The organism is Paenibacillus sp. BAC0078 (assembly GCF_054483875.1).
Genome location: NZ_JBTLRW010000009.1, coordinates 146,550 through 171,185, shown reverse-complemented (window position 1 = coordinate 171,185; position 24,636 = coordinate 146,550). Strand labels below are relative to the sequence as shown.

Genomic DNA, 24,636 nt, shown 5'->3' with positions numbered 1-24,636 from the left:
CGGACAGGGGATGATCTACACCTGAATTCCGCAATCACCAACCTGTATACTATGATTTAAAATAGCACGGAAGTAAAAGGGCTGTCAATGCGCATTTTTGCGTGTTAGCCAGCTTTTCAAGAGCATCGTAACCAAAGCCAGCAGAAGCAGCAGTGAGGCCACAGCGAAGGAAGCGGAAAACTGATATTCGTTGTACAAAATCTCAACATGCAGCGGCAGCGTGTTCGTCTCTCCGCGAATGTGCCCGGAGACTACAGACACCGCGCCGAACTCTCCCATCGCCCGCGCATTGCACAGAATGATTCCGTACAGCAGGCCCCATTTGATATTAGGCAGCGTTACGCGCCAGAAAATCTGCCAGCCATGCGCACCGAGCGTTACCGCCGCTTCCTCCTCCTGCGTGCCCTGATCCTCCATCAGCGGAATCAACTCGCGGGCAACAAACGGGAAGGTCACGAACAAGGTGGCGAGCACAATGCCCGGAAGGGCAAAGACAATCTTGATGTCATGGTCGCTCAGCCAGGACCCGAACCAGCCGTTCGAGCCGAACACAAGCACGAAGATCAAGCCCCCGATGACCGGAGATACGGCAAAGGGCAAATCAATCAGCGTAATAAGAAACCCTTTCCCGCGAAAACGGAACTTGGTCACCGCCCAGGCCGCCATCACCCCGAACAGCGTATTCAGCGGTACGGTGACCGCTGCGACCAAAAGCGTCAGCCGGAGGGCGGAAGCAGCATCAGGGTCAGTCAATGCGGCCAAAAAAACATCCCAGCCCTTCTTCAGCGCCTCCGTCAGCACGACGAGCAGCGGCAGGGCAATCAGCCAGAACAGCACCAGCCCGGCGGCGGCGATCAGCACCCATTTAACGGCCTTCGATTCGGTCGTCGCGGGTGAAGCCTCACTCTTCTGCGGCCTGGGAGCAAACATCGGGACAGTACCCGCCATGATTTTCCCTCCTAAAAGTTGTGTAAGCATCTGCTCCCTTGATTTACTTCGAACAAAACTCGCTTCGGAAGCATTCGCTAAAATTTAAGGACTGACTTAGCTGTACTTCATACAACTAAAAGGATATCAATGGAAGCTAAAACAGTTTTAGATGTACTTCTTACATCTAAAAATCTATAATTCCGGTAAAAGTAAGCCATCCGCCATTTTTAAGTGTACACACTACAATTAGCGCGAAAAATACGGTCTGACGCATCCTTTTAATTGCAGCAAATACAACCATACTGTTCGAGCTACGCTACCCTTACCGGGAAGCCTTGCGGGCCCAGCGCTGCAGCGTGTTGATGACAAGCAGAAGCAGAAAAGAGATCAGCAGAAGCAGCAGCGCCACCGCAGTAGCCCCGGCATAGTCGAACTGCTCCAGCTTGGACATGATGAGCAGCGGAGCGATTTCTGTCCGCATCGGCATGTTGCCGGAGATGAACACAACGGAGCCATATTCCCCGATGCCCCGGGCGAACGCCAGCGCGAAGCCGGTAAGCAGCGGGGGAATCAGCTCGGGAAGCACAATGCTGCGGAAGGTCCTGAGCCTTCCCGCACCCAGCGTGGCCGCAGCTTCCTCCATGTTGCGGTCCAGCTCCTCCAGCACGGGCTGAACGGTGCGGACCACAAAGGGGATGCCAATGAACATCAGCGCAAGTGTTATGCCGAGCGGTGTGAAGGCAATCTTGAGCCCCAGCGGCTCCAGCAGGGAACCGATCCAGCCATTCTGGGAATAGAGCGCCGTCAGGGAGACACCCGCTACAGCCGTCGGCAGGGCAAACGGGAGGTCAATCAGAGCGTCAAATACCCTTTTACCCGGAAACTCATAACGCACCAGCACCCAGGCCAGCAGCAGCCCCAGAAATGCATCCGCCAAAGCAGCCGCTGCCGCTGTGCTCAGGCTGACACGGTAGGAGGCCAACACCCGCGTATCCGTAGCGATATCCCAGAATTTGGCCCAGCTAAGTCCTGTCGAATTGAACAGCAGCGCCGACAGCGGCAGCAGCACAACAAGACTCAGATACAACACACTGTAACCCATCGTAAGCCCAAAGCCCGGCAGCACCCTGCGCCGCCGCACCGCAGCCGTAGTGGTGACACTCATTGATCATTCATCCCTTTCCCGCCTTCGGCCTATAGGCCGATCAGCTTCCCTGCACGGTTCTGCTTGCCCTATTCCTTCCGTGTCCTCTTACGAGCTGGCATTATTTAGCCCCAGGCACATAAATCTTGTCGAAGATTCCGCCGTCGTTGAAATGCTTCTCCTGCGCTTCTTTCCAGGTTCCGAATTTATCTGCGAGTGTGAACAGCTTGATGTCCGGGAATTTATCCTTGTATTGCTGCTTCACACTGTCCAGCGTTGGACGGTAGTAGTTCTCCGCAGCGATTTTTTGTCCCTCTTCCGTGTACAGATATTTCAGATAAGCCTCCGCAACCTCGCGTGTTCCTCTTTTATCCACAACTTTATCGACCACAGCAACCGGCGGTTCGGCCAGAATGCTCTCGGATGGGTTGACGATCTCGAATTTGTCCGGTCCCAGCTCCTTGATGGACAGATAGGCCTCATTCTCCCAGGCGATCAGCACATCGCCGATTCCACGCTCCACAAAGGTCGTCGTTGCTCCGCGCGCCCCGGTATCCAGCACCGGCACATGCTTGAACAGCTCCTGCACAAATTCCTGCGCCTTGGCTTCATCATTGTTGTTGTGGTCAAGCGCATAACCCCAGGCTGCCAGGTAGTTCCAGCGGGCACCGCCGGAGGTTTTCGGATTTGGAGTGATGACCTCTACGCCCTCTTTTAACAGATCCGGCCAGTCCTTGATGCCTTTCGGGTTGCCTTTGCGCACAAGGAACACAATGGTCGATGTGTACGGCGAGCTGTTATGCTCAAATTTGCTTTCCCAGCCTTCATTGATCAGCCCCTTATTCTTCAAAGCATCAATGTCGTAACCAAGAGCAAGCGTCACAACGTCGGCCTCCAGCCCCTCTTGCACCGCACGGCTTTGTGCGCCGGAACCGCCGTGGGATTGCTTAATCGTTACCTTCTGGCCAGTTTCTTTCTCCCAATAGGCAGAGAACGCCTTGTTATAATTCTCGTACAGCTCGCGTGTGGGGTCATAGGATACGTTCAGCAGCTCTACCGGATCTTTAGCCGGGGCCTTCGTGGCTTCGGCGGTTGCCGCCGCATTGCTTGCTTTCGGTGCATCCGTGGCTGTTGCCGCTCCATTGCCTGCATTGCTGTTGTTTCCGCAAGCTGTAAGCCCTGCCGTCAGCATTAATGTGAACCCGGCGATAAGCCCCTTCTTGATCCCTTTTTTCATCACACACCACTCCCCTTGTTTTCTCTTATTTCATCCATGATTTCAAAAAAATGACGGAGGAATGCCCCCTATGGCAGGTCAAACCGGTCCTTGGACACGTGTCTGCGAGCCTGATGCGGGCGTTCCTCCGTCTGTACGGTAAGAACTTTTATTTAATTATTCCTACCCGTTTAGTAGGTTTATACAGACATAATACTGAAAGCTCTCCTCACTGTCAAATCTTTTTTTCAAAATAAAAGAAAGTCGCGGACGCCTAGCCCAAGGGCTATGGCAGACTGCGCTCCATCACCATCCATGGTTATCAGAAACTGCTCGTAAGAGGGTGAGAACATACGGACGCTTCGTGGAATATTTTAGGTAGATTTGTCCATTGAAAAATGGTACATTATTTTGGCGCGCAAGTCGGGATTTACGTTTAGGCTCATATTATTTTATTGGGAGATGGTACAGGCATGGACAAGAATTCTGCTTATAGAACAAACGTTATAGGTGCTGGCGAGGTTGGCAGCGCTATCACGGTCGACATGGACAAGAGCTCTATACATAAAACAAACAGCATCTTCTGGGATACAAAAGGAAATGACGTCTTAGGAGCAATCGCGCTTCCTTTATATGGAGCATTTGTCTCCGAAGAAAAATGTCAGCTTTTTGGCGATGTCTCTGGAAAAAAGGTGCTGGAAATCGGCTGTGGAAGCGGTCAATCCTTGCAATATCTGGGGGAACGCCAAGCATCTGAACTATGGGGTACAGATATATCAGAAAAACAAATCGAAAAGACCACACAGCTTCTGACATCGAACGGTCTTTCCGCACAATTGATCTGTTCTCCCATGGAAGAAGAATGCGGGATACCGGAGGATTATTTTGACTTCGTGTATTCGGTTTATGCCATAGGCTGGACCACCGACCTTGAAGGGACTTTTAGCCGGATCGCTTCTTACCTGAAAAAAGACGGCGCCTTTATTTTCAGTTGGTCTCACCCTATTCACAAATGTGTTGTTGCTGAAAATGATATACTTGCTTTTAAAAAATGTTATTTTGACGAATCCTGGTATTCAGTATCACTTGGTGACAGTACGCTAACCTTATCGGACCGTAAACTATCAACCTATGTAAATGCGCTCTCAAAAGCGGGATTTGTAATTGAGCAAATGATTGAGCAATCTGATGATGAAATTATGCAATCGTGGGACGATAACAGTGATTTTGCAAAAAAAGCAAAGATGCTTCCTGTAACTTTTGTAATCAAAGCAAGAAAACTATAGTATCCGTTAGCCCAATAGCTGCCAATAATAATTTTTCCTTTTGTTTTCTTTCCACAATAAAACCTCTCTTTAGAAGCTATCACATCTAGGTTTGCTTCTATAAAGAGAGGTTTTAATCTTTTAACCAGCTTATAGTTGTTTCGAGGGCTCTGTCCAGATCATGTGATGCTTCAATTATGGCTGGCTCCAAATTACTCAGCCATTCGGAATATTCTAGACTTGTTGCCCTGGATGGATCCTTCCTCAGCTTCTTACATCTCTTCAAATTCTCTTTCCATCCACCACTAAGATGTAAAAGCCCCCAATCTGCTGCTTGGCTTTTAGACAGGATAACACCTTCCTGCCACCAAGCTATAAATTTGGAAGCTAACAGAAGCCAGTCAACGGAATGTAGGCTATTCCCCTTGCCAAACTTCCGCATGCACTTGGCGTAATCCTTAAAAAAGCTAATAAACTCTTCCCTTGAGTATGATGGAATGTTGGCTAAATGGGACTCACCATACAATAAGATACTCTGCTCCTTGATCGTGTACAGGGTGAACAGGTCTAATTGATTTTCCGTCCAGACGGATTCGCGCTTTGTTCCCCACCACAAGCCACTGCCCGTTTCCCCACTCAGCATATTAATCGTAAGAAAGGCACCCTCAAGCATATCGGTGTGGAGGCTTGGGATCTGTCCATCGACGGATCTTCTAAGGAGGGATGATCTATAATTGGATCTTTGTTTGTTTAAAAGTTCGATTTCATTTTGGCTAAGGTCCTCTCCAATTACGACGAGAAAATCCAAATCCCCGTATCCCGGGGATAAATCATTGTGGATGGCCGAACCATAAAGGTAAATGCTTCGCAACTTTCTATTAAGAATGGCTCGGATATCATCAACAAATATGGACAAGGTTCGCTCAAGTGTTTCGTCTTCAAACGATTGGATCAACATTAAGATCACTCCATCTGCTGTATGAATCCGTGGCAGCCTGTTCTTGGAATTATGTAGGTATAGTTTCCCTTTAGCGTAAAGCGATGTGCTTTTTTTATAATACTCAATAATTGAAGCATGTGGAATTTCGCCTATCTCTCCTACCAAGGTACGAAAAGGGTAATCCTGCCCGCTAGCGCTACCGATTCATGCCGGCAGCCGGGCTATAACTTTAACAAGCTAGCTTTGATTCATGAACATAATTGTGGAAATGCCAAATTTCCGATGCGGATCAGGCACTTTTAACATGCCGATATCGACTAAATGTTTGATTACGAAGGCACGTATTGTTCCCGACGCCATGCAGTTCTGTGACCAGTAACGCACATATTTATGCGCATGATCTGGTTGTCCATCGAGTTTCACATGATAAACAGCTTGATCCAATTTCGAGGCAGCTTCTTTGATTCGTTCGGACGGTTGCGGAATCGCCGAATGCAGGCGTTCTCCTGTTTGCTTATCCTTGCAATAAACAATGTTAACTTCAAGCTCAGATTCCTTTCGCAGCAAATATTGTTTGTCGAAAAGACGGCGGTAAGTGTCAATGTTCACATCGTTTTGCGGTAAATCTCCATTGATCACATGCATCAGACTGATGAAATCCGAACTCAGATTGTCTCGCCAACTGCCCTGTCTGCCGCACCACCACGTATCGACCTGCCATGTCTTTAGTGCATGCACATCGGAATCCCGATTCATATCACCACAATAATAATATTGTTTAAGATCAAAACTGACGTCAAACTCTCTGTGGATCGTTGCATGAGCGGCGTAATGGCCGCCATCTTTGCGGCTGACGGAAACCTCTTCATGGCTAACCCTATTGAGCTCTTTGAAGCTCAACTGATTACCAGCATAAGGAATGAGGCTCCACAACAGTAGATTGACATCGCCACCTGGAATGTAGACACCCGTCTCTTGGAACACTTCACCCATTGAAAAAAACGCTTTGAAATAATGCTCTACAGCAATCTCCGCATATTCTTTGAACAATGGGTACAGTACCTCGCTTTTCATTGGAGACGGATCTTCAATGTACATATTGGTACGATACTTTCCACCCGGTAGTTTATCCATGAACCCGTATTCTTCCAGTGATTCAATTTCATCCTCGATATATACAGGTGAAATGCCCAGTTCTTCGGCGATTCCATTAACCGTGAGCGGCTTGTGGTAAGCTGAGAAAGCGATATTTTGTCTGATCGCCGTCGCTAAAAAATCAGCGGTGTCGCCTTTGCTTCCAGGGGATCCACTATGCCCGAAACCTGTCATGCGGATCGGATCGATGCCGAGATTACCCATTGATCGAATTCTGTTCATCTTTTGTTTCAGCTCCTTTTTCGCTTCGAATAAGTGCCATTTGACCGTGCCGCTAGAAAGACCCATCTCAGCCGCGATTTCGCTGATTTTCATTCCACCGTAATAGTACTTGACAACGATTTCCCGTTGCTGGTGAGACAAAAAAGCAATTTCCCGCCGCAATGCACCAGCCGTTTCTTGACGGATGATCTCGTCGAAGCCCTCGTCTCTGGACACCATCTCATTGCCATCAATCGGCATCTGGTTGGAAGCTTTCACTTTCTCGCCTATGAATTTCGCCCACACATAATGCGCAATCTTAAAGACGTAGCTGTTCAGATCCAGTAACTCTGTCTTTTTGAGAAGCGCTTGGTATACTTCCAGCGTAATTCTTCCCGCCAGCTCCTCGGCTTCGGCGATTTTTCCCGTTTTATTCAAAGCAAAGCCATATAGCGGTTTGATGTAATCCTTGATGACACGGTCAGCATATTGTTTATTCATATTCAAAAAGCTCCTTCTTATCGGACGGCACTCAAATATATACTGCAGCGAAAACGAAAAAGGTTGGGTAGTTCAGGAAATTTTTTTGTTGGACGCATCCTTGTAACGACTATGTATCTAATAACTTCCTGAATTATTGATGGAGTTACAACTCGTTATTTCTCCCAAAGCTCAACCAGTCGGCCTTCAGGATCTTCAATCCAAATAAACTTTCCAAATTCACTAATCTCTTTGTTCTTTGCAAGAGGTACACCAATCTGTTCAAGATGCTTAATAGTCTCGTCTAGATTATATACTTCGAAATTCAACATCACTTGTTGCTCCGTTGGAAAATAATTGTCATCCTCGGCAAAGAATGAAAGGATAGTCTCATTTCCTGCTTGGGGTTTTATCACAGTCCCATTCCAATTATCTATTTCAATCTCCAACACTTCACTGTACCATTTTTTTATAACTTCAAGGTTCTTAGTTCTCCAAAATATTCCTCCGAAACCTTTTATCATAGTCTCTAACTCCTGTCTGTCATTAAATTTGAGTTCCTTTTTCAAATATCCTGCCCATTAACCTAACAACACAACGTTAGTCTATTACTTAATTTACCCAGTCCACAACTTAATTTTTAGTCTAGCCAGCAAATGACGGCTGTTCCTGCAAGAACCACTTGTTATTAAGCCCGTAAAGTAATATTATTGCTTCATCTTATAGGTTAAGAAGAAATAACTGTAAATGTCAGGGGAACAACGATCATGGGAATGGAACTGGGGGAACTGGAGTACGCTCCCGCGCCGCAGCGTCGAAGGCTGCATAAGCGCATCCTGGGAGTGCTCGCAAGGCGCATCCGGGAAACGTACCGATATGACACACAGATATGGAGGACGGCGCTCTCCGGTCCTTGGATATTATGCTTTTTGGCTTTTACAGCAGTCGTTCTGGGCATCCCGACCGGATTCGGAACAGCCGCAGATATCCTCCTGGCTACCGTAGCCGCGACCATCGTGCTGGCGCTCGCCGGCAATATTCTGGCCGTATTACTGTCCTTAATAGGAATACGTATCCCGCGCCTGTATGCAGGCTCTTTATTGACCGCTCTCGGCATCATTCTATTTATCTTGTATTACGCCGATTTGGAGCTTGAAGCGGCAGCGGCTGTAGCCGTGCTCGCCGCCGTGCTTGGAGGGCTTGGCGGACTGGCGGTTGGACTTCTGCGCAGCCGCCGGGTTGCGTCAGGACTGCTGCTAGCGGCACTCGTCATTGCTTCTCCGCTTGCTTACTCAATCCAAGGCAATGGCGACTCAGCGCCGGAAGGGCTTGCAGACAGCGGAAAAACAACCTCCATACACGCCGCGAATCCCGGAGAACCGGGAGACTACGCCTATTACAGCTTTACTTACGGCAGCGGCCAGGATCTGCATCGTAAAGAGTACAGGTCTGGAGCAAGCCTTCTTTCTTCTGCGGTAGATGCTTCCGCCTACATTACAAGCTGGCCCAAGCTGCGAACCGTATTCTGGGGCTTCGATTATAGTGCGCTTCCTTTAAATGCCCGTGTCTGGATGCCGGAAGGAGATGGCCCCTATCCGCTTGTGCTAATGGTGCATGGCAATCATATGATGGAGGACTATTCAGAGGGCGGTTATGCCTACCTGGGCGAACAGCTCGCCAGCCGGGGATTTATTGCCGTCTCCCTGGATGAGAACTTTCTGAACTATTCGGCCTGGTCCGGCATCCCGGACAACGACTTCAAGGTGCGAACCTGGATGATTCTGAAGCATCTGCAGCAGATTAGCTTATTCGCGGAGCAATCCGGCAGCCCGTTCTACCAGAAGGTTGATTATGCCCGAACCGCCCTGCTGGGCCACAGCCGCGGCGGGCAAGCCGTCGCTATGGCCGCCGATGCCGGACGCTGGTTCAAGAACGACCCCGCGCTTGCCGTAACCAAGCAATTCCACATCACCTCAGTCATCGCCCTTGCCCCTACGGATAAGGCCATTGATGATCAGCAGGCCCGTCTGGTTGACGTCAATTACCTGACCCTGCAGGGTGCGCGCGATGGCGATGTGCATGACTTTTACGGCGACCGACAGTATATCCGTTCTACCTATACAAGCGGTACATCCGCGTTTAAAAGCTCTCTGTATATCGCAGACGCCAATCACAGCCAGTTCAACACCGATTGGGGACTGTATGACCAGACGTTTCCGGCAGGCTTTTTTTTGAGCCGCTCAGATATTATGGACGGAGATGAGCAGAGGCAAATCGCCAAGGTATATGTTTCCGCCTTTCTGGAGGCAACGCTGCAGGGTAAGGAAGAATACCGCGATCTATTCCGCGATTACCGCAGCGGATTGCAATGGCTGCCGGATACCGCCTACTATAGCCGGTTTCAGAGCGGTGAATATATCCCTGTGGCTACCTTCGACGAAGACCGTAACAGGAACACGGCGACGGGTGGCACTGCGGAAGCAGAAGGAGTCACCTGGGTTGAAGAGGTTGCCAAGGACCGGGAGTCCAAAAGCAAAGCTACCCACGGCATCCTGCTCAAGCGAACTGCCGAAGAGGGGAAGGAAGCCTTTTACCGCATCAAGCTGAAAGACAGCGTGCCCCGCGATCTTGCCCTTTCAGAAGCTGAAGGTCTAACGTTCTCAATGGCTAACCGAAACGCCGATGGCAATGAGGATACTGACGTTGACGATGAGGAATATCCCTCTGTATCTCCTGATGTAGAGGTTGAGCTTACAGATAGCAATGATGTTACGGCGCTTTTATCACTGGATGAGGTGATGGATATTCTGCCGCTGCCGCAGACCCGGTTCACCCTGATCCCTTGGCTGGAGGAGCGGGTAAGCGACGGTAAATACGGAGAACTTTCGGAAGCGGTATTCCAGACCTACGAGCTGCCTTTCGAGCGTTTTCTTGAAGAGGAGCCGGAGCTTGAAACGGATAAGCTGACGGAGGTCACCTTTTATTTGCAGCAAGCGGGCGACCAAATCATGCTGGATGATATCGGCTTCTACGGTAAAGCCATCGGAAGTGAAGATTTAGAGCTATATTAACGCAAACCGCCATTATACAGCATTATTATAAAAAGTGCCTCCCACTCCGCTGCGAATTGAGCGAATTGGGAGGCACTTCTTATTTCTTATATTTTCACACAGCCTTCAGACAGACCGGTGACGGAACCGCCAGCTCATTCCCTGTAGGAATCAGCCTGCCGTTCTCGCTGTCGATTCTAAAGGAAACAATGTTATCGCTGTTCTGGTTGGCGGCGAGCAGCATCCCGCCGATAATGGCGAAATTCCGCGGCGTGCGGCCCCCGGACATCACCCAATCGACCGGCTTCAGCAGGCCGGTCGATGCCTCAATATGGAACAGCGCAATACTGTCATGCCCGCGGTTGGAGGCATACAGAAACCGGCCGCATGGGGAAACATGGATATCGGCGGCGGTATCATCGCTTCCTGCCGCATATTGGCCAGGCAGTGAACTGAGGCTCTGCAGGATCTCCAGATTTCCAGCCTGTTCATCATTCGCGAACACAGTGATCGTGCTGTTCAGCTCATTTATCAGATAGAGCCATTGCCCCGACGGATGGCAGGCCAAATGACGCGGCCCTGATCCTGGCGGCAGCGGCACTTCGCGGTGAGGGATCAGCTTGCCGTCCTGAACACGGTAGAACACAATCTGATCCAGACCAAGATCGCAGACCACCACCCGTTCTCCGCTACTGTCCGGAATGACGGAATGGGGATGCGGCGCTTCCTGCCGGTCCTCGCGGATTCCCGAGCCTTCATGCTGCACCTGGGAGGACATCACCTTAAGTGAACCGTCGGCATTTACCGGGAACACATTGACATTGCCCCCCATATAATTGGCGACGAATATGTACTCCCCTTGCGGAGAGATCGAGACGTAACACGGGGCACCCCCATGTGTCTGTCTGCTGCCCAGCGAACGCAGAGCTTTGCTGCCTGGCTCAATGGCAAAAGCATGGATCTCACCTTCATCCTTCTCACTCACAGCATACAGCACACTTCCCGGGCTGTTCACAGCCAGATATGACGGATTCTCAATGCCCTTCGTGCTGTTCAGTACTCTCATTTCCCCTGTATCCTTGTTCAAAGCGGCGAGCAGAATCGAATTTTTATCTGCGGTATTGTAAGTCCCCACATAGAACAGTACTTCATTAGGCTGATGCATGGCAGCGGCTCCTTTAATTGTATATTAGCGGGTCGTCCTGCAGCACCCGTACATTTTTCACTATAACACACTGAAATTATGAATATCAGACTGCAGACAATATTGTACTCTGGTTGAAGCATCAGGCATAAGGTTAATAATAACCATCAGAGATAATAAACACAAAGGAGCTGAAGCGAATATGAGTTTATTATGGATGTTGATTGTAGGCGGCGTAATTGGCTGGCTGGCAGGCCTGATTATGGGCAGGGATATTCCGGGTGGAGTAATCGGCAACATTATCGCCGGTATTCTCGGATCATGGCTCGGCGGCATGCTGCTGGGAAACTGGGGGCCCAAGGTCAGTGATTTCTACGTCTTCCCTTCACTAATCGGGGCTATTGTTCTGATCTTTATCATCAGCCTGATTCTCCGTTCTGTCGGTGGACGCAGCCGTTCTTAGGTGACTCAGCCTATACAATATTCATCAACCCGCCAAGCTCCTTCACGGCGGGTTGATGTGCGTTTGCCAGCGTTATAAGAAGCCGGCTTGTTGAATTATGACGGAAACCGTTCAATGTTTTGCCTTTCTTTTTCTGTTATAATGGAAAAATAAGTGACGCAAATCACAGAAAGGAAAGTGAGTCATGGCTAATATCAACCCTTCATTTCTGCATATTGGTTCCACTATAGGGGCTATTTTCATGGCGCTGATGGTTATTTTTATCCGCCTGAAGGCAAGCTCACGTCCCGTGACGATCCGCAAAATATGGATTCCCCCGCTAGGCATGTCTACAGGCTTTGCCATGTTCGTTGTACCTGAAGTTAGATTTCCCTGGTGGTGGGCGGCTGCGGCTTTCCTGATCGGCTGGTTTATTTTTGCGTATCCGCTGATGCGCAGCACGAAATTTGAAGAACGGAACGGGCAAATTTATGCCCAGCGCTCTAAAAGCTTTGCCTTCATCCTGCTCGGGCTGCTGCTGATCCGCACCGTGCTGCATGAATTTATCAATCAGTATGTCACCATTCCGCAGTCAGGCGGCTTATTCTTCATTCTGGCCTTCGGCATGATTCTGCACTGGAGATTATTCATGTATAAGCGCTATACCCTTATGGCTCCACCGAAGGCGACCTTGTCCCAGCCCCGGGGGTAACTACGGACATGACCATTCATGTGCGCCATACAGAAAGAGCATTTGAGACCTTCGCAGGTGCCTGAATGCTCTTTTTTAGTCTCTCTGCATACAATATTAGAGAACCAGCCCAGCCATTTCTAACTCGCCATGTCATTTGTGACAGAATTCGAACAGAACAATAGCCTTTTTTCGCTCCTCATGTCAGGTAACTTACGATGAGATCAGTTAGAATATAAGCATACTTAACCACAGGCTTCCATATAGAGTTCTCTTGGAGGCACAGGCTGGGTATTACTTTTAGAGAGTGAGGACAAGGTAATTGAAAAGTAAATCAAGAAAAGTGGCGATCGTCGGCTCAGGTATGGTCGGCTCCAGTTGTGCCTATTCTATGGTCAATCAGGCCATATGCGACGAAATCATGATGATTGACCGCACCTATGACCGTGCTATGGCCCAAGCGCTTGATCTCTCGCACTGCATGGATTTCTCCGGAACACGCACCAAGGTATATGCCGGCACCGCGAGCGATTGCGCAGGAATGGATGTTGTCATTCTGACAGCGGGCGCCAATCCCAAGCCGGGACAGAGCAGACTGGATGTTCTGGATGCTGCTGCAGTTATAACCAAAGAGATCATTACAGAGATTATGGCCGGCGGATTCGACGGCATCTTCGTGGTTGCCGCCAACCCTGTTGATATTGTCACCTATATGGTATGGAAAATCTCCGGCTTGCCGCGCCACAGAGTCATCGGCACCGGAACCTCCATCGACTCTGCACGCCTGAAAACGCTGCTGTCGGAGGTATTCACGATAGATCCCCGCAGCGTCAACGGCTACGCGCTGGGTGAGCATGGCGAATCGCAATTTGTCGCCTGGTCCCATGTCACCATCGGCGGCAAGCCGATTCTGCAGATTATGGAGCAGCACCGCGAGCGGTTCAGCACGCTCGATCTGGAGGATATCGCCCGCAAGACCAAGGACGCCGGATGGGAAATCTTCACACGCAAAGGCTCAACCCATTTCGGCATTGGGAGCGCACTGGCCTTCATTACCCGCTCCATTCTGAATGATGAGCACAAGATTATTGCAGTCTCGTCCATCCTGGACGGCGAGTACGGGCAAAGGGGCGTATGTATCGGAGCTCCGGCCATCATCGGCAGCGGCGGCATTCAGGAGCTGCTGGAGCTGAACCTGAACGCCGAGGAAGCCGCCAAGCTGGATGCCTCCTGCAGCATTATCCGCCGGGGGATAGACAGCCTTCGCCTTGAGGAGAAGGTATAGCTTCAAGCAGAAACACCCCTCTATTCTTCGCGATGACGCGTGTGAAATAGAGGGGTGTTTTTTATGCCACTAAGTGAATTAACGGAATTTCTCGATCTCGCCTTTCAGGGTGGACATCATATCATTCAGAGATTGTGCCGAGGTTACAACCTTCTTCATCAGCTCCATCTGATCACCGGAAGCTTCGGATACCATGTTGGCATTGTCGGCCGAATCCTTGGCAATCGTCAGCATATCAGTTACTGAGGCTGTAATCTCTTCCGTTCCGGCAGACATCTCTTCGTTGATCGCGGAAACGTCCTGAATTTGCATGGAAACCTCGCGTATCGAAGTACGGATATGATCAAAGGAAACTCCGACCTTCTTCATTTTGTCCATTCCGTCGCTGATTTCAGCAATACTCTTTTCCATAGATACCGCCGCATTTGTTGTGGAGGCTTGAATTTCTTTGATCAGCTCCACAATATGCACAATGGACGTATTCGTCCGCTCCGCCAGCTTCTTCACTTCATTCGCCACGACTCCGAAGCCCCGGCCATGCTCGCCTGCTCTGGCAGCCTCAATGGAAGCGTTAAGCGACAGCAGCCCGGTCTGGTTGGAAATCTCCGAAATTACGTCGACAATCTGTCCGATTTGAGCCGATTGATGCGTAAGTGTGCCGATCAGCTCCGCGGTCTGGCCCGCAGTCGTGCTGATGACCGTCATTTGCTCCAGCGTTGATTGAATTTCGAGATAACCATTGTCGACCTCCGCGCTGACCGTCTCAGCCTGGTCGGACACATTCACAGAGGATTCCGCAATTCTCTGCAATCCTACGGCCATCTCTTCTGTTGCCCGCGCCGACTGCTCTGAGCTTTTGAATTGTTCACCCATGCCTTGCGCCACCTCTTCGATCACGGTTGCAATTTCCGCAGAGGTAGCGGAGGATTCATTGGCGTATTCCAGCAGGCCTTCAGCGGAGCTGGCTACCTGCAGCACGGTCTCGTCGATTGTGCCGACAATGCCGGATAAGGAGGTAATCATATCATTGATGCTCTCGCTCATTTGGCCGATTTCGTCTCCTGAGCGGACAACAACTCTCTCACTCAGATGGCCTGCGGCCACTCTTTTCATTACATTGGAAACCGCCACAAGCGGCTTAACCGCCAAGCGGGTAAGGTACAGGGAAATAATGATAACAAGCAGAATGATACCGATGATAAAGAAAGTTGCCAGGTTCTGAGCGGAATTCACCTTGGCGAAAATCTCGCTTTTCGGAACGGTAATCAGCAGCTTCCAATCCGTATCAGGGATCGTCTTGAAGTATGTAATGACTTCCTTTCCATCTTCGCCCTTGTAGGTCTCAGATCCGCTTTCCTTGCCCAGTATGGCTTTGACTGCCGCCTTCAATTCCGGCTCCTTGGCATAGTCGGCCATATTTTTGCCGATCCGGCTCTTATCCGAATAGGCGTAATAATCGCCTTTACCCGAGACCACATAGCCGTAGCCTGAGTCAGCGACATGGATGTTCTTCGCCATATCCATCAGAATATCCGGCGTAACCGAAAAGGCGATCCCCCCGGAAAATTGCTTCTGCTTATCCACGACAGGAACAAGAATCGGGATGATGTACTTTTTCAGCGGCTCCAGATAAGACATGTCGGCAACAGCCGGCTTCAGGGTTTCTTTGGCTTTCAGAAAATATGCAGATGACCCCATGTCAGCCGTCAGATCCATCGCATTGGTCAGCTTGCCATCATTATTGATTACGCTGTAGCCTTCGGATTGCTTATCGCTCTCCTCCAGTACCTTAACGACCGGAAAAATGCTCTTCGGCTGGGTAGTGTCAAACTCCGGATGCTGGGTGATAAGCTCCTGCACAGCCGAGGTTCTGGTCTGCAGCCACTCATCAATCCTTGTGGTGTTCATATCCAGGATTTTCTGCGCCAGTTCCTCACTGTCCGACCTTGTCACACCTCCGAAGTACTGCATAAAAAAGATCGTCGCCCCCAGCAATGGCACAATGGAAATGGCAAGGATTACAAGCGACCATTTGGTTTGCACGGATGCTGATTTTCTTCCTTTTGCTTTCATTTTCACAACTTCAGGCAATTCTGTCTTGTCCACCTTATTTCCTCCCAGCAAAGCTAAATATGAGCTTCCATATGCTGTAAATCTATAGTGTTATATCGGCAAGAACAGACAATGGACATTATATTATTCATATAATATTCAAAAAAAATAAGCCTCGAGACCCACTTTTTGGGAGCCGCAGGCTTATTTTTTCGTATATTTTGCGGATAAGTATTTGCAGTTTCCTTACTTTAGTCTACTTTTGGCACCTGCAAAGCCCGGACACTATTTAGTACCGCAAGCACGGTTACACCCACATCCGAGAAAACAGCTTCCCACATTGTGGCGATCCCGAAAGCGCCCAGCCCCAGGAAGATAGCCTTCACTGCCAGGGCGAAAATAATATTCTGCCAGACGATTACCCGCGTGCGCTTGGCAATCCCGATGGCTGTAGCAATTTTCGAAGGCTCGTCGGTCATAATTACAATATCCGCTGCTTCAATAGCCGCATCCGAGCCCAGTCCGCCCATGGCAATGCCGACATCCGCTCTGGCCAGCACTGGTGTATCATTAATGCCGTCGCCGACAAAAATGATTTTCTCCCGCTGTGATTTCTCGCGCTCCAGCTTCTCAACAGCCTCCACCTTGTGCTGGGGAAGCAGCTCAGCGTGAACCTCCGTAATGCCCAGCTCCTGTCCGACTGCTTCCGCAACTGCTTCCGCATCCCCGGTCAGCATCACTGTTTTATGAATGCCGAGCCGTCCAAGGGCCTGAACCGCCTGAAGTGAATCCTCTTTCACTTCATCGGCAATTACCAGATAACCGGCATACCGCTTATCTATAGCGACATGAACCACTGTTCCGCTCTGCTCCGGCGTCCGGCTGGCAATGCCCTCACGCTCCATCAGCCGCGCATTCCCGGCCAGTACAGATTTGCCTTCTACTGTAACCGCGATGCCGTGGCCGGAAATTTCGTTATAGTCCGAGACAGCTTCGGCGGAAATCTCTTCACCGTAGGCCGCCCGGATAGATTCGGCAATCGGATGGCTGGAATGACTCTCCGCATAGGCAGCCGTCCGCAGCAGCTCGCCCTCCTGAATTCCTTGGGAAGGATAGATGCCTGTTACTTTGAACTGGCCTTTGGTCAAGGTTCCTGTCTTATCGAATACAACAACCTTTACATCGTTGAGCGCTTCAAGGAAGTTGCTGCCTTTGACGAGAATACCGCTTTTGGAAGCTGCGCCAATCCCGCCGAAGAAGCCGAGCGGAATCGAAACGACAAGCGCACACGGACAGGAGATTACGAGAAATACCAGCGCACGGTAGATCCAGTCCGAGAAGGTCGCACCGCTGATCACGAGCGGCGGAATAACCGCCAGCAGCAGCGCGGTAATGACGACTACAGGTGTGTAGCCCCTGGCGAACTTGGTAATGAAGTTTTCAGTTTTCGCTTTATTGTTGGAAGCATTCTGCACCAGCTCCAGAATTTTGGAGACTGCCGATTCTCCGAAGGTCTGGGTAACCTCAATCGTAACTACCCCATTGCGGTTAATAAAACCGCTCAGCACCTTGCTGCCCGGTTCAGAGGAGCGCGGCACCGATTCACCGGTAAGCGCCGAGGTATCCATCATCGCGCTGCCCTCTACAATCGTTCCGTCAAGCGGAACCTTCTCGCCCGGTCTCACCACAATGTAATCGCCAATCTCCACTTCTTCCGGCGAGACCCGTCTCAGGTTCCCGCCTTCCTTCAGATAGGCGAATTCAGGGCGAATGTCCATCAGCGCCGTGATGGAGCGACGCGAACGGTTGACGGCCATCCCCTGGAACAGCTCACCGATCTGATAGAACAGCATAACAGCGACGCCTTCCGGGTACTCTCCAATGGCAAACGCCCCTATCGTCGCCAGCGCCATCAGGAAGTTCTCGTCAAAAACCTGCCCACGGACAATATTCCGTGCCGCCGACCAGACCACTTCACCGCCGACAACCAGGTAGGCGGCCAGGAAGATCAGCAGCTCCGTGATCCCGCTGACCGGCAGGAACATTCCGGCTGCGGCAAGGATCGCCCCACCGCCCAGACGCAGCAAAATACTTCGCGTCTCGCCTTCTCCATGCTCATGGCTATGGCCATGAGCGTCGCCGTGGCTGTGACTATGGGCTTCTCCATGACTGTGCGCGTGGGCTTCGTGGCTGTGATTATGGCTATGTGCGTGGCCGTGTGCTTCATGGCTATGTTCATGGCTGTGTGCGTGGCCATGGGCATCATGGCTGTCACCGGCCGTATGTTCATGTTCCATATGAAGGTGAACCTGATCTGCTCCTCCCTCAGTCTGCACACTTCTGCGCACACCTCTAGCCTTGGCTTTGACTTCCTTGAGCTTCACATGCGGCTCCAGCTTCGTAACGATCTGCTGCGCTTCTTCCGATACAGCTTCGGCATCCGCTGCCGCCGTCTCCAGCGTCATCATCTTCATGGCAAAATTCACGGAACAGGACGATACTCCCTCAATCTTCTTGACCTTATTTTCAATTTTCATGGCGCAATTGGCACAATCCAGCCCTTCGAGCACCCACTGGCGTTTGACATTCCCTTGAACCGCATTCAAATGACTCATCTCCCTTGGATAATCCTATATATGAGTATTTGTTCATATGTTTACTTACACACATTATATGCCCCTCATTCTCAGAGTGTCAATGCATAGATTGCATAGTTTTTCCCTTTTTTCTCAATTATAAAAATAAGAATGAGCACTTGTAATTTGTTCTCATCCCGGATAATATTAATATATGAGCAGTCATTCATATGTTTACTTGGGAAGGGGCCATTCAAATGAATAATCAAAAGCATCCAGGGCCAAAAAGCCTCGAACAGCATGATCATCAAGGTCATACACACGATCATAAAGATCATGATCACAAGCACGGAGATTTACATAATCATGGGCATGGGCACAGCCACTCCGGCCACTCGCACTCTCATTCGCACTCTCATTCACACTCTCACTCTCACGCGCCAAATAACAAAAAAGGCCTGCTGATCGCCTTAATCATTACCGGAGGCATCATGTTCCTTGAGTTCTTCGGAGGACTTATCACAGACAGTCTGGCCTTGCTATCCGACTCCGGGCATATGCTGAGCGACACAGCTTCGCTGGCCCTAAGTCTCGTCGCCATGATTTTTGCCGTCAGACCTCCATCCTCGAAGAATTCTTACGGCTTCCACCGGTTCGAAGTTATGGCTGCGCTATTTAACGGTGTGACCCTGTTTGTTATTGCCGGATTTATTATCTGGGAAGCGTATCAGCGCTTCTTCGCCCCGCCTGTAGTCGCCAGCGGCACAATGATGATCATAGCTTCCGTCGGATTGCTGGCTAATCTGATCAGCGCATGGTCTTTGATGCGAAAAAGCGATACTAAAGACAATCTCAACGTCCGCAGCGCCTACCTGCACATTATCGGGGACGCCTTGGGCTCAGTAGGAGCGCTGCTGGCTGGGCTGATCATGAACCTGTTCTCCTGGTATGTCGCCGATCCGATTATCAGTGTGCTTGTAGCTCTGCTTATCCTTAGAGGTGCGTGGGGCGTCTTGAAGCAAGCTTTTCATATTTTGATGGAGGGAACACCTTCCTCTGTGAACACCAATGAGGTTAAGGATGCGCTGATGAGCATCAACGGAGTGATTGATGTCCACGACCTGCATGCATGGACCATTACTTCAGGGCTGGACGCGCTCAGCGGACATGTGCTGATTGAGGATGATGCAGACCCTCATAGCATTCTCCAGCAGGCCGTCAATCTCGTAGAGGAAAAGTTCAACATTCAGCATGCCACGCTGCAGATTGAGAATTCCACTTTGCGGCACGGTGAGCTGCGGGTGTAATTTCGAGCCGGATGCGACTTATGTAAAAAAAGAGGCTGTCCCCTAAGCAGATTTTGAACTGCTAAGGGAACAGCCTCTTGCATTTAACGGCATTTCTGCCGTTATTTCCGCCACTCCCGGCCTCAGCGTGCCCAACAGCGGCACTTTTGCCGTTGTTTCTGCCACTCCCGGCCTCGGCGCGCTCAACAACGGCATTTCTGCCATTGTTTCTGCCACTCCCGGCCTCGGCGCGCTCAACAACGGCATTTCTGCCATTGTTTCTGCCACTCCCGGCATCGGCACGCCCAACAACGGCATTTCTGCCACTTCCGGCCTCGGTGTGCCCAACAACGGCATTTCTGCCGTTATTCCAACGCCCTTAGCCGCTCACGCTCTTCCCGGCACAGCTATTCGTGCCGGATATGCTCATGCGTCTGCAGAAAAATCTGCTCCACATGCGCATCGTTCAGCGAATAATACACCGTCTTGCCTTCCTTGCGGCGCTTGACGATCCGTAAATTACGCAGATAGCGGAGCTGGTGGGATACCGCCGACTGTCCCATGTCGAGAATGGTCGACAAATCGTGTACACACAGCTCTCTTTGCGATAAAGCATAAATCAGCCGCACCCTTGTCGGGTCGCCCAGCGCCTTGAACATCTCCGCCATTTTATCCGTTGTCCCGCGGTCCGGCAGGATCAACGCCATAGATTCCGGTTCCAGCTCCGAACCGTTGCATGTGTTGTCGCATTCTTCGAGTGCTGCTGGCTCCATGCTCTCGCCCTCCTCCATATACTCATCCGGTTTTACCGATAGTTAATAGTATCTTCTACGATTAATTATAGCAAAACTTCACCCGATGTCCATGAAGGGAACCGACGCTGGGAAGACTTGCAAGCAGCAAAAGGGGACGGGTCAGACTGCCTTGCGCAAAAAGGAGAACAGGCCTGCCGCCATAAAGATAATCAGACTGCCGGATACGACAAGCAGCAGACTTTCTATAGGCAAATTAAAGGCCCCGAATTTCTCTCCTCCAAATCCAGATGGAGACATCGCAAGCAAAGGCTGCACCCATGGATAATACGGTCCGTAAGTGGACGAATTGGCGATCAGCATATTGGGTATGGTCAGGCTCACATTCAGCGCCAGCGGAGCGCCAAAGCTGCTCCAGCTCAGCGATACTGCGAGCTGCAATGCAGCCAGCGGCAGGCAGGCGAACCAGCCGCCGAATACACTGGACAAGATCATCGGCCAAGGTACAGGCCCGTCCACCCCGCGCACCACGCCCATGCCGAGCAGTGCCGCAAGAAACAGCAGCTGCACAGCAGCCAGCAGCCCCATAACCATAGTATATTTTGCAAAATATACGGAAGAACGCGTCACAGGCAGCGAGAGCAGCATTTTCCAGCCGCCGTCAGCATGCTCGGCCCGGCAGATCAATGCCGCGAAAATGCCCGACAGTATCGGGAGAAAAAGAATAGCATGAACCATTGACATGACACTAAGCAGCACCTGCCAGGTGATACGCTCCCCAAACTCCTCCATATTGGCGAGTCCACCGATGAGCAGGGCGATCACAGGACTGCCTACGACCAACAGCCACACGAAGGATTTGGATATCTTCAGTCTTTCTGCAGACAGAACCTTCAAGAAGATTCTCATGATCAATTCACATCCTTTCGCGCGAAATGCAGGGCTCCCGGCAGCAACAGCAGCAGTCCCAGCAGCAGCCCCGCCCCGCTAAACAACCAGGGCCGGGAAGCGCTCCAGGCCAAAGTAGGCCAGGTCAAAGGAACCCATTCGGACAGAAATGCCGTGAAAAAACTCGCCAGCGATAAGGTAATGCCACACGAAACGGGCAGGGTCTGGTTACGGCTGGACAAGGAGAGCCATAGCTGCAAGGAGATCACAGGCAGCGCCGCAGCATAGGAAGCGAACCCGATTTGCATCACCTTTGCATAGGGAACCGGCTGATCACCGAAGCCGAGCAGATATCCTAGTCCTACCGTGCCAACTGACAGCAGCAGGCATGAGACCGCGACAAGCAGCAGACACAGCAGCAGCTTGGACATAAATACGGCGGTCCGGGAGATGGGCAGCGCCAGCAGCTGCTTCCATGAACTCGTCTGATGCTCCACATTCGCCATTAGCGAGCAGATCAGCGTGCCACCCAGATAGAGCGCCACCGGCACAAAATTGGCGATATTATCAAGCAGTCCTCCCCATAGATCAGACTGGTATTCCTTCGTCAAATAATCCAGACGGATTCCGAAGTTCAGCCCCTGCATGGCAATCAGTCCAATGGGGCCGAGGAAGACCAGGAACCATAGCCCTTTGCCGCGGATTTTCAGCCAATCCGCTGAGAACGACCGCCACATCATGATGACTGCCCTCCTTCAACCACCTGCAGGAAGAACTCTTCGAGGGATTGTCTGCGTTCCTCCACCCGGTAGATCGCATGTCCGTTCTCGACCAGCTCCTTGACTAACAGCGCCACCCGGGCATCGCTCATCCGGGGCAGCGTCAAGCGCCCTTCCTGCAGCGTACCTCCACAGCCCCGCCGGATAGCCAGAGTCAGCGCTTCTTCCGGCTCAGACACGGCAAGACGGAGATCACCGGCCGCCTGCTGCTGCAGGTGGGCAATCGTATCCTGATAGACCATCCGTCCCGAACGGATAATGCCGACGGTTCCCGCCATTTGCTCAATTTCGCTCAGCAGATGGCTGGATACAAGGACGGTAATCCCTTCTTCCTCAGGGAGCCGCTTAATCAGCGAGCGGATCTCCTGGATACCCGACGGGTCAAGGCCGTTGGTGGGCTCGTCGAGAATCAGCAGCTCCGGGCTGCCCAGCAGCGCGGCGGCGATGCCAAGCCGCTGCTTCATGCCAAGCGAGAAGCCCTTCACGGGCCGCTTTTCTTCCCCCGTCAAAGAAACGATGTCCAGCACTTCAGCTATACGTGACTTAGGTACGTCAAGAATGCGGCGGATGGCTTCCAGATTGTCCAGGGCGCTTAGATGGCCGTAATAAGACGGCGATTCCACAAGGGAGCCCACCTTGCGCAGAATTTGTAGCTTATTCCGCCGAAGCTCCTGCCCAAAAATTTCAATGCTTCCCGAGGTTGGCTTAATCAGCCCCAGCAGCATGCGGATTGTCGTAGTTTTGCCTGCACCGTTCGGCCCCAGAAAGCCGTAGATTTCCCCTTTGCTTATGTTCAGGTTCAAATGCTCTACCGCAGCCCGTCCGCGGTATTCCTTCAATAAATCTCTTGTTTCGATCACTGTTTCCTTCATTCTCTTCACCTCGGTAACCAGCATAACGTCCCGAGGTTAAAAGCACGGCGGCAGCAAGTTTAAGTTTTGTTTAAATTTTCTTGCGCCAGGCTTAGAATTACGATGCTGGTGCCTTGCCTGGTGCTGTCCACCTTCCAATCCAGCTTCATCCGCTTGAGCAGCAGATCGACGATGGACAAGCCCAGACCCGCTCCTTTAGAGTCGCTGGCACTGCCAATTCCGCTGCCGTGGTCGCTGATGACAATCACCCGCTCGCCGTCCCGGACCTCTGCTGCCACGCGGACATAGAGGCCGCTCCGTGCGTGGCGGACAATATTTTGAAACAGATTATCCAGAATGCGCCGGAACCAGCTCTCATCCACTATCCAATAGAGCGGTTCAGCTTCCAGGTCAATTTCAATCTGAAAACCTTCCTTCTCCCACAGCGGATACCAGGCTGCAGCACTCTCCCGCAGCAGTCTCAGCACATCCTTGCGCTCCAGATTCAGCTTCATTCGTCCGCTGCTTAGCAGGTTGTAGGACAGCAGATTTTCGATCAGCCCGCCAAGGCTCTCGATCCGTTCATCCATCAGCTTCAGCGATTCCTGTCCCCGGGGCGTCAGCGCCTCCTTGCCCAGTACATGAAGGTGACTGCGGATCACGGTAAGGGGAGTGCGCAGATCATGCGACAAATCGGATACGAGACGCTTGCGCAGCCCTTCCTCTTCCGCCTCTCGTGCACGGCTGGCGGCAAGCTCGGTGACCATCGTATTAAAGGCGGCCTCCAGACGGCCAATCTCATCAGGATTCCCCAGAGCAATGGACTCAGGCAAGCCTGCTTTTCCCGTGAAGACCATGGCCGTCTCCAGACGCAGCAGCCTTTTGCGGATTTGGACAAAGAACAGCAACGATACAATGATGAAGCCAATAAAAAATGTAGCCATAACTACCGTGTACCATGAATCAAGCCCTGCAAAAGAGGTCTGCTCCTTGATGACGGCAGGAATTTGCATCACCATGAAGCCTTCTCCGGCTTCCGCACGGTCTCCCATAAAAGCGACAATGGCGAGCGGCTGCCGATCCTGGCTCTTTTTCATGAAGGAAATCGCCTCTGCTGCGGTCCACTGTGAAGGGACGGAGTACCGTTCATTTTGTTTCCAAAGCTTCGGCTCGGCAGAATCCAGCGACAGCCGGGTACGCCCATCTCCGTCTACCCAGAACATCGCAGCCAGGTTGTAGGTTCCCTTTAACTCTCGCAGCCGCTCGTTAATCACCTCAGCAGGCTTGCCAAGAAGCCCCGCCGCTTCCTTATGCCAAATGTTTTCCAGCACTAAAATGTCTTCATACGGGGCATATTCCTCCGGAGGTTTCTCCCCGGCCATGTTATTGAAGAAGCCATACAATCCTATGGTCAACGGAAGTACAATGGGAATAAACAGAAGCGCAGCCATAATGATCAGCAGGTAACGTGAGAGAAGCGAGCTGTGGAGCTTGCGAAAACGTCCCATT

The 24,636-nt window shown here is 51.2% G+C and carries 21 protein-coding genes; 6 read left to right on the top strand and 15 right to left on the bottom strand.

Annotation, left to right across the window (positions count from 1 at the left end; translation table 11 throughout):
• Positions 1-84: 84 nt before the first annotated feature.
• From cysW to ACX1DY_RS18245, 3 genes are all read right to left on the bottom strand, one after another.
• Positions 85-948 carry a sulfate ABC transporter permease subunit CysW gene (gene cysW, locus ACX1DY_RS18255; RefSeq protein WP_458965620.1) on the bottom strand — a complete coding sequence of 288 codons (864 nt, stop codon included), beginning with the start codon at positions 946-948 and terminating at the stop codon, positions 85-87.
• 304 nt (positions 949-1,252) lie between these two features.
• Positions 1,253-2,095 carry a sulfate ABC transporter permease subunit CysT gene (gene cysT / locus ACX1DY_RS18250; protein ID WP_458965619.1) on the bottom strand — a complete coding sequence of 281 codons (843 nt, stop codon included), beginning with the start codon at positions 2,093-2,095 and terminating at the stop codon, positions 1,253-1,255.
• 100 nt (positions 2,096-2,195) lie between these two features.
• Entirely contained in the window at positions 2,196-3,311 is a 1,116-nt protein-coding gene (locus ACX1DY_RS18245) for a sulfate ABC transporter substrate-binding protein (protein WP_458965618.1), read from the bottom strand.
• Positions 3,312-3,763: 452 nt separating this feature from the next.
• Here ACX1DY_RS18245 and ACX1DY_RS18240 point away from each other — a divergent pair, with 452 nt between their 5' ends.
• A complete protein-coding gene (locus tag ACX1DY_RS18240; RefSeq protein WP_458965617.1) occupies positions 3,764-4,576 on the top strand; it encodes a class I SAM-dependent methyltransferase in 813 nt (270 codons plus the stop codon).
• Between the two features lie 112 nt (positions 4,577-4,688).
• On the opposite strand, the gene ACX1DY_RS18235 is transcribed toward ACX1DY_RS18240, so the two are convergent.
• The 3 genes from ACX1DY_RS18235 to ACX1DY_RS18225 form a co-directional block, all read right to left on the bottom strand.
• Entirely contained in the window at positions 4,689-5,513 is an 825-nt protein-coding gene (locus tag ACX1DY_RS18235; RefSeq protein WP_458965616.1) for a nucleotidyltransferase domain-containing protein, read from the bottom strand.
• A gap of 219 nt (positions 5,514-5,732) precedes the next feature.
• A complete protein-coding gene (locus ACX1DY_RS18230; RefSeq protein ID WP_458965615.1) occupies positions 5,733-7,352 on the bottom strand; it encodes an RNA polymerase sigma factor in 1,620 nt (539 codons plus the stop codon).
• A gap of 155 nt (positions 7,353-7,507) precedes the next feature.
• The gene (locus ACX1DY_RS18225) at positions 7,508-7,855 is read right to left on the bottom strand and encodes a VOC family protein (RefSeq protein ID WP_458965614.1); all 348 of its coding nucleotides are present in this window, start codon (positions 7,853-7,855) and stop codon (positions 7,508-7,510) included.
• Between the two features lie 243 nt (positions 7,856-8,098).
• Here ACX1DY_RS18225 and ACX1DY_RS18220 point away from each other — a divergent pair, with 243 nt between their 5' ends.
• Positions 8,099-10,402, top strand: a complete 2,304-nt coding sequence (locus ACX1DY_RS18220) for an alpha/beta hydrolase family protein (protein ID WP_458965613.1) — start codon at positions 8,099-8,101, stop codon at positions 10,400-10,402.
• A 94-nt stretch (positions 10,403-10,496) separates the two neighbouring features.
• Here ACX1DY_RS18220 and ACX1DY_RS18215 read toward each other — a convergent pair whose 3' ends face one another.
• A complete protein-coding gene (locus tag ACX1DY_RS18215; protein ID WP_458965612.1) occupies positions 10,497-11,546 on the bottom strand; it encodes a lactonase family protein in 1,050 nt (349 codons plus the stop codon).
• Positions 11,547-11,727: 181 nt separating this feature from the next.
• On the opposite strand from ACX1DY_RS18215, the gene ACX1DY_RS18210 reads away from it, so the two are divergent.
• The 3 genes from ACX1DY_RS18210 (at position 11,728) to ACX1DY_RS18200 (ending at position 13,943) form a co-directional block, all read left to right on the top strand.
• A complete protein-coding gene (locus ACX1DY_RS18210) occupies positions 11,728-11,988 on the top strand; it encodes a GlsB/YeaQ/YmgE family stress response membrane protein (RefSeq protein ID WP_458965611.1) in 261 nt (86 codons plus the stop codon).
• A gap of 184 nt (positions 11,989-12,172) precedes the next feature.
• Positions 12,173-12,679 carry a CcdC family protein gene (locus tag ACX1DY_RS18205; RefSeq protein ID WP_458965610.1) on the top strand — a complete coding sequence of 169 codons (507 nt, stop codon included), beginning with the start codon at positions 12,173-12,175 and terminating at the stop codon, positions 12,677-12,679.
• A 301-nt stretch (positions 12,680-12,980) separates the two neighbouring features.
• On the top strand, positions 12,981-13,943 hold the full coding sequence (locus ACX1DY_RS18200) for an L-lactate dehydrogenase (RefSeq protein WP_458965609.1): 963 nt from the start codon (positions 12,981-12,983) through the stop codon (positions 13,941-13,943).
• Positions 13,944-14,021: 78 nt separating this feature from the next.
• Here the strand turns inward: ACX1DY_RS18200 and ACX1DY_RS18195 are convergent, their stop codons facing one another.
• Positions 14,022-16,049, bottom strand: coding sequence for a methyl-accepting chemotaxis protein (locus ACX1DY_RS18195; protein WP_458965608.1), 2,028 nt, complete (start codon positions 16,047-16,049; stop codon positions 14,022-14,024).
• A 197-nt stretch (positions 16,050-16,246) separates the two neighbouring features.
• Entirely contained in the window at positions 16,247-18,601 is a 2,355-nt protein-coding gene (locus ACX1DY_RS18190; protein WP_458965607.1) for a heavy metal translocating P-type ATPase, read from the bottom strand.
• A gap of 227 nt (positions 18,602-18,828) precedes the next feature.
• Here ACX1DY_RS18190 and ACX1DY_RS18185 point away from each other — a divergent pair, with 227 nt between their 5' ends.
• Entirely contained in the window at positions 18,829-19,878 is a 1,050-nt protein-coding gene (locus tag ACX1DY_RS18185; RefSeq protein ID WP_458965606.1) for a cation diffusion facilitator family transporter, read from the top strand.
• 42 nt (positions 19,879-19,920) lie between these two features.
• Here the strand turns inward: ACX1DY_RS18185 and ACX1DY_RS18180 are convergent, their stop codons facing one another.
• The 6 genes from ACX1DY_RS18180 to ACX1DY_RS18155 form a co-directional block, all read right to left on the bottom strand.
• Positions 19,921-20,175: a hypothetical protein gene (locus ACX1DY_RS18180; protein WP_458965605.1), complete on the bottom strand. Its 255-nt coding sequence runs from the start codon at positions 20,173-20,175 to the stop codon at positions 19,921-19,923.
• An 89-nt stretch (positions 20,176-20,264) separates the two neighbouring features.
• A complete protein-coding gene (locus ACX1DY_RS18175; protein ID WP_019913970.1) occupies positions 20,265-20,630 on the bottom strand; it encodes an ArsR/SmtB family transcription factor in 366 nt (121 codons plus the stop codon).
• Between the two features lie 141 nt (positions 20,631-20,771).
• A complete protein-coding gene (locus tag ACX1DY_RS18170) occupies positions 20,772-21,518 on the bottom strand; it encodes an ABC transporter permease (protein WP_458965604.1) in 747 nt (248 codons plus the stop codon).
• A gap of 2 nt (positions 21,519-21,520) precedes the next feature.
• Positions 21,521-22,237 carry an ABC transporter permease gene (locus ACX1DY_RS18165; RefSeq protein ID WP_458965603.1) on the bottom strand — a complete coding sequence of 239 codons (717 nt, stop codon included), beginning with the start codon at positions 22,235-22,237 and terminating at the stop codon, positions 21,521-21,523.
• Positions 22,234-23,148 (bottom strand): ABC transporter ATP-binding protein, encoded by a 915-nt coding sequence (locus tag ACX1DY_RS18160; RefSeq protein WP_458965602.1) that lies wholly within the window; start codon positions 23,146-23,148, stop codon positions 22,234-22,236. The genes ACX1DY_RS18165 and ACX1DY_RS18160 overlap by 4 nt, the downstream gene beginning before the upstream one ends.
• A gap of 59 nt (positions 23,149-23,207) precedes the next feature.
• Positions 23,208-24,635: a sensor histidine kinase gene (locus ACX1DY_RS18155; protein WP_458965601.1), complete on the bottom strand. Its 1,428-nt coding sequence runs from the start codon at positions 24,633-24,635 to the stop codon at positions 23,208-23,210.
• Between the last annotated feature and the right edge of the window lies 1 nt (position 24,636).

Coding starts and splice junctions, on each gene's coding strand:
- cysW (WP_458965620.1), bottom strand. CDS start 948: ATGGCGGGTACTGTCCCGATGTTTGCTCCCAGGCCGCAGAAGAGTGAG.
- cysT (WP_458965619.1), bottom strand. CDS start 2,095: ATGAGTGTCACCACTACGGCTGCGGTGCGGCGGCGCAGGGTGCTGCCG.
- ACX1DY_RS18245 (WP_458965618.1), bottom strand. CDS start 3,311: ATGAAAAAAGGGATCAAGAAGGGGCTTATCGCCGGGTTCACATTAATG.
- ACX1DY_RS18240 (WP_458965617.1), top strand. CDS start 3,764: ATGGACAAGAATTCTGCTTATAGAACAAACGTTATAGGTGCTGGCGAG.
- ACX1DY_RS18235 (WP_458965616.1), bottom strand. CDS start 5,513: ATGTTGATCCAATCGTTTGAAGACGAAACACTTGAGCGAACCTTGTCC.
- ACX1DY_RS18230 (WP_458965615.1), bottom strand. CDS start 7,352: ATGAATAAACAATATGCTGACCGTGTCATCAAGGATTACATCAAACCG.
- ACX1DY_RS18225 (WP_458965614.1), bottom strand. CDS start 7,855: ATGATAAAAGGTTTCGGAGGAATATTTTGGAGAACTAAGAACCTTGAA.
- ACX1DY_RS18220 (WP_458965613.1), top strand. CDS start 8,099: ATGGGAATGGAACTGGGGGAACTGGAGTACGCTCCCGCGCCGCAGCGT.
- ACX1DY_RS18215 (WP_458965612.1), bottom strand. CDS start 11,546: ATGCATCAGCCTAATGAAGTACTGTTCTATGTGGGGACTTACAATACC.
- ACX1DY_RS18210 (WP_458965611.1), top strand. CDS start 11,728: ATGAGTTTATTATGGATGTTGATTGTAGGCGGCGTAATTGGCTGGCTG.
- ACX1DY_RS18205 (WP_458965610.1), top strand. CDS start 12,173: ATGGCTAATATCAACCCTTCATTTCTGCATATTGGTTCCACTATAGGG.
- ACX1DY_RS18185 (WP_458965606.1), top strand. CDS start 18,829: ATGAATAATCAAAAGCATCCAGGGCCAAAAAGCCTCGAACAGCATGAT.
- ACX1DY_RS18180 (WP_458965605.1), bottom strand. CDS start 20,175: ATGCCGTTGTTGGGCGTGCCGATGCCGGGAGTGGCAGAAACAATGGCA.
- ACX1DY_RS18175 (WP_019913970.1), bottom strand. CDS start 20,630: ATGGAGCCAGCAGCACTCGAAGAATGCGACAACACATGCAACGGTTCG.
- ACX1DY_RS18170 (WP_458965604.1), bottom strand. CDS start 21,518: ATGAGAATCTTCTTGAAGGTTCTGTCTGCAGAAAGACTGAAGATATCC.
- ACX1DY_RS18165 (WP_458965603.1), bottom strand. CDS start 22,237: ATGATGTGGCGGTCGTTCTCAGCGGATTGGCTGAAAATCCGCGGCAAA.
- ACX1DY_RS18160 (WP_458965602.1), bottom strand. CDS start 23,148: ATGAAGGAAACAGTGATCGAAACAAGAGATTTATTGAAGGAATACCGC.
- ACX1DY_RS18155 (WP_458965601.1), bottom strand. CDS start 24,635: ATGGGACGTTTTCGCAAGCTCCACAGCTCGCTTCTCTCACGTTACCTG.